8 protein-coding genes are annotated in these 5,963 nt (G+C 65.8%); 4 read left to right on the top strand and 4 right to left on the bottom strand.

Annotated features, from left to right (window positions below; genetic code table 11):
• Positions 1-38: 38 nt before the first annotated feature.
• From bufB to ACYP33_RS24000, 3 genes are read left to right on the top strand one after another with little or no spacing between them, the layout of a single operon-like run.
• Entirely contained in the window at positions 39-896 is an 858-nt protein-coding gene (gene bufB, locus ACYP33_RS24010; RefSeq protein ID WP_459624213.1) for an MNIO family bufferin maturase, read from the top strand.
• Positions 886-1,668 carry an HvfC/BufC N-terminal domain-containing protein gene (locus tag ACYP33_RS24005; protein ID WP_459624212.1) on the top strand — a complete coding sequence of 261 codons (783 nt, stop codon included), beginning with the start codon at positions 886-888 and terminating at the stop codon, positions 1,666-1,668. Before bufB ends, ACYP33_RS24005 begins: the two co-directional genes overlap by 11 nt.
• A gap of 32 nt (positions 1,669-1,700) precedes the next feature.
• The gene (locus tag ACYP33_RS24000; protein ID WP_459624221.1) at positions 1,701-2,192 is read left to right on the top strand and encodes a DoxX family protein; all 492 of its coding nucleotides are present in this window, start codon (positions 1,701-1,703) and stop codon (positions 2,190-2,192) included.
• Here ACYP33_RS24000 and ACYP33_RS23995 read toward each other — a convergent pair.
• The 4 genes from ACYP33_RS23995 to ACYP33_RS23980 form a co-directional block, all read right to left on the bottom strand.
• On the bottom strand, positions 2,144-2,425 hold the full coding sequence (locus tag ACYP33_RS23995; RefSeq protein ID WP_459624211.1) for a tautomerase family protein: 282 nt from the start codon (positions 2,423-2,425) through the stop codon (positions 2,144-2,146). The two genes, ACYP33_RS24000 and ACYP33_RS23995, sit on opposite strands and share 49 nt — an antisense overlap.
• Positions 2,426-2,601: 176 nt before the next feature.
• Positions 2,602-2,979 carry an SDR family oxidoreductase gene (locus ACYP33_RS23990; protein WP_459624210.1) on the bottom strand — a complete coding sequence of 126 codons (378 nt, stop codon included), beginning with the start codon at positions 2,977-2,979 and terminating at the stop codon, positions 2,602-2,604.
• A complete protein-coding gene (locus ACYP33_RS23985) occupies positions 2,909-3,331 on the bottom strand; it encodes a VOC family protein (RefSeq protein ID WP_459624209.1) in 423 nt (140 codons plus the stop codon). The genes ACYP33_RS23990 and ACYP33_RS23985 overlap by 71 nt, the downstream gene beginning before the upstream one ends.
• Before the next feature lie 232 nt (positions 3,332-3,563).
• Positions 3,564-4,469: a LysR family transcriptional regulator gene (locus ACYP33_RS23980; protein WP_459624208.1), complete on the bottom strand. Its 906-nt coding sequence runs from the start codon at positions 4,467-4,469 to the stop codon at positions 3,564-3,566.
• Positions 4,470-4,602: 133 nt separating this feature from the next.
• Between ACYP33_RS23980 and ACYP33_RS23975 the strand changes: the two genes are divergently transcribed.
• Positions 4,603-5,963, top strand: a 1,361-nt coding sequence (locus tag ACYP33_RS23975; RefSeq protein ID WP_459624207.1) for an NAD(P)H-dependent oxidoreductase, incomplete at its 3' end; no start/stop codon positions are given.

Raw genomic sequence — 5,963 nt, 5'->3', positions numbered from 1 at the left:
GAGGAGCGGGGATGGCGCCTGACCATCCCCGGTTAGCGATGACGGAATTCCCCCCGCTTGCCGGCGTCAGCTTCAAGCACGACCATCTCGCCGCGATAACCGAGCAACGGCCTGCAGGCCTGTTTTTCGAAGTGCACGCCGAGAACTACATGGGCGACGGCGGCCCCGCGCACCGCGCGCTCGGTGCGATACGCCGCAACCATTCGTTATCCGTGCACGGCGTCGGCATGTCGATCGGCGGCCCCGGGCCGCTCGATGCGCGCCATCTCGCCCGGCTGCACGCGCTGGTCGCCCGCTATGAGCCGATGCTGGTGTCCGAGCATCTGGCGTGGTCGTCGCATGGAGGCACGTTCTTCAACGACCTGCTGCCGCTCCCCTATACGGAACAGACGCTCGCCACGGTCTGCGCGCATATCGATCAGGTTCAGGACACGCTGCAACGACGCATCCTGCTCGAAAACCCTTCGACGTACGTAGCATTTTCCTCTTCGACGATGCATGAGGTCGATTTCCTGCGCGCGGTAGCGAAGCGCACCGGTTGCGGGCTGCTGCTCGACATCAACAACGTGTTCGTGTCCGCGTGCAACCAGCGCGGCTCGGCCGAGGCCTACCTCGCCGCGTTTCCGCTCGAACACGTCGGCCAGATTCACCTGGCCGGGCACAGCGAACAACGCGACGACGAGGGCGAACCGCTGCTGATCGACAGCCACGACCGCTCGGTGGCCGACCCGGTCTGGGCGCTCTATGCGACCACCATCGCCCGCACCGCCGGCATCCCGACGCTCGTCGAATGGGACAGCGCGTTGCCGGCCTGGCCCGTGCTGCACGCCGAAGCGCGGCGCGCCGCCGAGGTCATGCGCGGCGCATCCATCCAGGAGCGCGCTCATGCGTCATGACGCACCCGTCCCCGGCGCACCGATGCAAGATTTCGCGGCCGGGCTGCTCGACCCCGCCTGCGCGCCGCCCATCGACGCAATCGCGCCGGACCACAAGGGCGTCGAGCAGCGCTACAACGTCTACCGGAACAACGTGACGGTGAGCTTGATCGACGCGCTCGCGGCCATCTACCCGGCCGTGCAGCGCATCACGGGCGTCGAATTCTTTCGGGCGATGGCGCGCTTTCACGTGCGCGAAACGCCCCCGCAATCGCCGCTGCTGTTCGAATACGGCCACGCGTTCGCGCCGTTCATCGAGCGCTACGAATACGCGTCCGAGATGCCGTGGCTGGCCGATGTCGCGCGGATCGAGCGCGCCTGGCTCGACGCGTATCACGCCGAGGACCAGCCGCACCTGAGCGCCGCCGCGCTGGCGCAGGTCGCCCCCGACGCGCTGATGGCGCTGCGCTTCGTGCCCCACGCCGCCGCGCGCATCGCCACCTCGCGGTTTCCCGCGGTATCGATCTTCGTCATGAATCGCGACGACGACGCCACCACCACGCTCGTATCGAGCACGCCGGAAGACGCGCTGATCACGCGCGTGGACGACGCGGTGACCGTCTCGCGCCTGCCGCCGGGCGGCGCCGCGTTCCTGCGCGCGCTGTTCGACGGCGAGCCGTTCGGCTCGGCCGCCGCCCATGCACTCGAAGCCGATCCGGCCTTCGACCTGGCCGCCAACCTTGCCGGCATGATCGCCGCCGGCGCCTTTACCTCGATTCGTACAGGAGCTTGACCATGATCTCGGATTCACGGAGCCAACCGCGCATGCCGCTCGCCACGCTTGCCCGAGCCGTCGGATGCGCTCGCCGGGTGGTCGAGCGCATCGCCCAGCCGTCGCTCGTGCAACTGGTGCTGCGCATTGCGCTGGCGGTGCCGTTCTGGAAATCGGGCATCCTCAAATGGAGCGGTTTCCTGCAACTCAACGACACGGCGGTCGACCTGTTCACGGATGTCTTCAAGCTGCATCTGCCGGGCGGCCCGTATCCGTTCCCGATGCCCGTCGTGTTCGCGTTCCTCTCCGGATGCGGCGAGGTGGGGTTTCCCGTGCTGCTGGTGCTCGGGCTCGGCACCCGCTTCGCCGGGCTCGGCCTGCTGCTGATGACCTGCGTGGTCGAACTGACGGTGCCGGACGGCTGGCCGATCCACCTGACCTGGGCGGCCATGGCGCTCGGCGTCGCCGCGTGGGGGCCGGGCAAGATCTCGATCGATTACCTGCTCGGCGACCGGCAAGCGCGTTCGTCAAGCATGCCGAAGTAAATCGCACGAGCCTGCGTCGCCTCTCCGTTTTCCGGAGTGGTGACGCCGCCCACTCCCCAACTGTCGAGGTCGATTTCATCGATCACGACGAACGTCGTGTGATGCGGCTTGCCCATGACGTCGAACAGCAGATCGCTGACGCCCTTGATCAGCGCCTTCTTCTGCGCCGGCGTCGTCGCCGATTCGCCCGGCGCGGTGCCTTCGCGCGTTACCTTGATATTGACGTACGGCATACCACCCTCCGATGGTGAAATGCATTGCGCCGCACGGTCTGCCAACCTGCGGCGCCAATCTTCGGGTCGAGGCATCGGTTCAACCGAGGGTCAAACCGACATCGACGTGGCCACGCGTTGCATTCGCGTAAGGACACTTGGCGCAGGACGCCTCGCGACGCCCACCGTGCGTCGATTTACCAGCGGCCGGCGTGCTGACCGCCATCCACGTTCAGGGTTTCGCCCGTCACGAACTTGGCGTTTTCGAGGTACAGCGCGGCTTCCACGATTTCCGACACCTCGCCCATGCGGTCCATCGGGTGCATGCCGTTGAGCACGGCGTGCGTTGCTTCCGGGTGCATCGGGGTCTTGATATCGCAAGGATCTGCCGATTCGAACCGTGGCGGAGTATGTCGCGCGCGTGTTCGACGAAGCGCGTCCGCTATTCGAAGCGTGATGCGCGTGGCGCCATGGCGTTGCCGCCATGCCGCCACGTGCACCGAATTACTTCGCCGCCACGCCCGTGTCGTAGTCGAACTCGATACGGATACCGCCCGGCTCGTACACCATTGCATGACGCTTGGTGCCCTTGCCAAGCGGCTCGGGGGCGAATTCGATTCGCGCGCCCGGCCATGCGGACACCCGCTCGAACACCGTATTCAACGCTTCTTCGCTGGCGACACGCAGCGCCAGATGGTGCAGCCCGACGTTGCGTTTGCGGTCGAATTCGACGAGCGCGTTCTGCTCCGTTACCTGCCACAGCGTCAGCGTGACGTGCCCGTCCGACACGAAGGCGGCCGGGTATTCCGGCCGCTCGCCGACGACGTTCCAGCCGAGGCATTGCTCGAAGAATTGCCGGGTCGAGGCGAGATCCCGAACCGCCAGGCCGAGATGGTCGATGCCGCAGGTAAGCGCTTGGTTGGACATGGTGGGGGGTTCCTTCTGGTTGAATGAGGGCCGGCAGCGGCGGGTTCGCCTCGACGCCGCCGAACTTCCGGTTCACGGCATTCGGTGCATCGGGCATCGGGACCAACCCGGGCAACGCCTCGATCCGCGCCAGCCAGCGCCGAATGCTCGGGTAAGGATAGAACGAAACGGCGCAATCCTCCGAAGACGATACCAGGCGGCAAGTCGAATCAATGGCCGCCCCGCGCCGCGCTCACGCTTGCCAGAAGGTCCGGCCATCCGGCGCATCGTCGATTTCGGCTCGCAGGAAATCGTGCATCAGACGCACGCGGGCGACGTCGCGGGTGTCGGCATGCGTGACGAGCCAATAGCTGCGCGTCAGCTCGATGTCGTCGGGCAAGACGCGCACGAGTTCGGGTTCCGAGCGCGCGATGAAGCACGGCAGCACGCCAAGCCCCACCCCGCCCCGGATGGCGCCCGCCTGGCTGATCACGTTCGAAATCCGCGTGCGGGCCGCAATCCCGGCCGAGACCTGCGGCAGATAATCCAATTCGGAAGTCCACATCAAGTCGTCGATATAACCGACCCAAGGGCGGTCGACCATATCGCGCCGGCGTCGAATCGGCGGCGTGGCGGCGAGATAGCGGCGCGAGGCGTAAACGCCCAGCGTGTAGTCGACCAGCTTCTCGGCATAAACACGTCCCTGCGCCGGCCGCGACATCGTGATGGCGATATCCGCCTCGCGCTTCGACAGGCTGAACAACCGAGGATTGGCCACCAGCTCGATGTCGAGATTGGGATGGGTGGCCGTCAGGCGCGCGAGCCGTGGCGCCAGAAAATACGTGCCGAACCCCTCCGGGGTGCCGATTCGCACGGTGCCCGTCAAGCCGATCGAGCGGTCGTCGAAGCGCTCGCGCATCTTCAGCGTCAGGCTTTCCATCGCTTCGGCATCGTCGAGCAATTGCTCGCCTTCCGGCGTCAACACGAACCCCACGCTGCGCCGATCGAACAGCCGCGCGTTCAAGGCCCGCTCCAGCGCCGCGATACGGCGGCTAAGCGTCGAATGATCGACGCCCATTTGCTGCGCCGCAACGGTCAGCCTGCCCGCGCGGGCCACGGCGAGAAAGGCCTGAATGTCATCCCAGTCGAAACCGCGCATGTGATTTTGTGCACAGAGCATGTGTAGATTTGCGCATTCTATTGCAAAAAACGCGGTGCTATCTTGGTTGCGTCCGACGATGCACGGTTCATCGCATCGCCATCCGATCGCCACAAAAACACAGGAGACAAGCATGTCCTTGATCGCAAAACTTTCCGCCCGCGCCGAAGCCGGCAACCCCGTACGGGTCGGTTTGATCGGCGCCGGGAAGTTCGGCTCGATGTATCTCTCGCAGGCACCGCGCACACCGGGCATTCATCTGATCGGCGTGGCCGATCTGTCGCCGGCACGCGCGCGCGCCTCGCTCGAGCGCGTGGGCTGGGACGCCGCGCGCTATGCCGCCACCTCGTGGGCCGACGCGCGCAAGCACGGCACCACCTTCATCACCGACGATGCCGACGCGATGATCAAGGGCGACGACGTCGACATCGTCATCGATGCGACGGGCAGCCCCGCGGCCGGCATCCACCATGCGTTGCTGTGCTGCGAATACAAGAAGCACATCGTGATGGTCAACGTCGAGGCGGACGTGCTGGCCGGGCCGCTGCTGGCGCGGCGCGCGCAGGAAGCCGGCATCATCTATTCGATGGCATCGGGCGATCAGCCCGCCTTGATCGCGGAAATGGTGGACTGGGCGCGCACGATCGGCTTCGAGGTGGTGTGCGCTGGGAAGGGAACGAAGTACCTTCCGGCCTACCATCAATCGACGCCCGATACGGTCTGGGGGCATTACGGGTTCACCGAGGAACAGGTCGGCTCGGGCGATTTCAACGCGCAGATGTTCAACTCCTTCCTCGACGGCACCAAGTCCGCCCTGGAGATGGCGGCCGTCTCGAACGGCTGCGATCTGCGCCCGCCGTCGGATGGCCTGAGCTTTCCGCCGTGCGGCGTCGACGATCTGCCCAGCATCCTGCGCCCCACGGGCGACGGCGGCATTCTTTCGCACAAGGGGAATGTCGAAGTCGTGTCGTCGCTGGAGCGCGATGGGCGGCCGGTGTTTCGCGATCTGCGCTGGGGCGTGTATGTCGTGTTCGAAGCGCCGTCGCAGTATGTCAAGGACTGCTTTGCACAATACGGCTTGAAAACCGATGCCAGCGGCCGCTACGCCGCCATGTACAAGCCGTATCACCTGATCGGCCTGGAATTGGGCGTATCGATCGCCAGCATTGCCGTGCGCGGCGAGGCGACCGGCGCGACCGGCATGCTGCATGGCGACGTGGCCGCCACCGCCAAGCGCGATCTGCGCGTTGGCGAACGGCTGGACGGCGAAGGCGGCTTTACCGTCTACGGCAAGCTGATGCCGGCCGAGGATTCGCTGATGCGCGGCGCCCTGCCGATCGGGCTTGCTCACAACATGGTGCTGCAGCGTCCGATCAAGGCAGGCCAGACCGTGTGCTGGAGCGATGTGAGTTTCGATGCGAACAAGGAAGCGGTGCGGGTACGCCGTGAAATGGAAACGATGTTCCGCCGCGAGATGAACATCGTGCTGCCCGC

Source organism: Burkholderia sp. 3C, from assembly GCF_054589155.1.
Note: the sequence above shows the minus strand (reverse complement) of the source record. Positions and strands in the feature narration are given on the sequence as shown.

Bases quoted from the DNA above. Each gene is read 5' to 3' on its own strand.
- bufB (WP_459624213.1), top strand. From the start codon at position 39: ATGACGGAATTCCCCCCGCTTGCCGGCGTCAGCTTCAAGCACGACCAT.
- ACYP33_RS24005 (WP_459624212.1), top strand. From the start codon at position 886: ATGCGTCATGACGCACCCGTCCCCGGCGCACCGATGCAAGATTTCGCG.
- ACYP33_RS24000 (WP_459624221.1), top strand. From the start codon at position 1,701: ATGCCGCTCGCCACGCTTGCCCGAGCCGTCGGATGCGCTCGCCGGGTG.
- ACYP33_RS23995 (WP_459624211.1), bottom strand. From the start codon at position 2,425: ATGCCGTACGTCAATATCAAGGTAACGCGCGAAGGCACCGCGCCGGGC.
- ACYP33_RS23990 (WP_459624210.1), bottom strand. From the start codon at position 2,979: ATGCAATGGTGTACGAGCCGGGCGGTATCCGTATCGAGTTCGACTACG.
- ACYP33_RS23985 (WP_459624209.1), bottom strand. From the start codon at position 3,331: ATGTCCAACCAAGCGCTTACCTGCGGCATCGACCATCTCGGCCTGGCG.
- ACYP33_RS23980 (WP_459624208.1), bottom strand. From the start codon at position 4,469: ATGCGCGGTTTCGACTGGGATGACATTCAGGCCTTTCTCGCCGTGGCC.